Origin of the sequence: Methylobacterium sp. E-016 (assembly GCF_022829745.1) — a bacterium.
Classification (GTDB): Bacteria; Pseudomonadota; Alphaproteobacteria; order Rhizobiales; family Beijerinckiaceae; genus Methylobacterium.
The window spans coordinates 1-771 of record NZ_JAKSYF010000004.1 but is presented as its reverse complement, the minus strand read 5'-3'; the positions used below and the strand labels follow the sequence as shown (position 1 = coordinate 771).

Sequence of the window (771 nt, the reverse complement as noted above, 5' to 3'; positions counted from 1 at the left end):
GCTCGCCGGTCTACAAGGGCAGCTTCACCGGGCTGTTCAAGCACGTCTTCGACCTGATTGATCCGGCGGCCCTGGCCAACAAGCCGGTCGCGATCGTCGCCACCGGCGGCGGCGCCCGCCACGCGCTCGTCGTCGAGCATTCGTTCCGGCCGCTGTTCGGGTTCTTCGGCGCCCTGCAGGTGCCGACCACCGTCTACGGCTCCGATCCGGACTTCACCGACGGCCTCCCGACGGATGCGGGCGTGCGCGAACGGATCGCCCAGGCCGGCGCCCAGCTCGCGGCCCTGGTGCGCGCCGGGATCGCGGCGGAATCGTCCGCCCCCGTGGCGCTCGCCGCCGCCCGCTGAGACCCGCGATGATCGACCGCCGCCGCCTCGTCGCCACGGCCCTCGCCGCGGCGCTGCCCCTGACCCGTCCGGCGGTGGCCGCCGAGCCGGGCGTGCTGCGCATCGGCTACCAGAAGAACGGCATCCTCGTGGTCGCCAAGCAGCAGGGCGTGATCGAGGAGCGCCTGGCCAAGCTCGGCCATAGCGTGCGCTGGATCGAGTTCTCCTTCGGGCCGCCGCTGCTCGAGGCCTTGTCCCTCGACGGCATCGATTTCGGCCAGACTGGCGACGCCCCGCCGATCTCCCATGGTCGCCTTGTCGGTCTCGATCTCGGCGAGCACGTCGCCGGACTTGATCGCGTCGCCCTCCTTCTTGAGCCACTTGGCGAGGTTGCCCTTCTCCATGGTCGGCGAGAGGGCGGGCATCAGGACGTTGACGGGCATGG

At 71.3% G+C, this 771-nt stretch carries 1 protein-coding gene and 1 pseudogene; both read left to right on the top strand.

What is annotated here, in order from left to right:
- On the top strand, positions 1 to 347 hold a 347-nt coding region (locus MKK68_RS00105), incomplete at its 5' end, for an NAD(P)H-dependent oxidoreductase (protein WP_244027324.1).
- Positions 348 to 355: 8 nt separating this feature from the next.
- Positions 356 to 628: pseudogene (locus MKK68_RS00100) on the top strand (sulfonate ABC transporter substrate-binding protein); the annotation flags it as partial.
- Between the last annotated feature and the right edge of the window lie 143 nt (positions 629 to 771).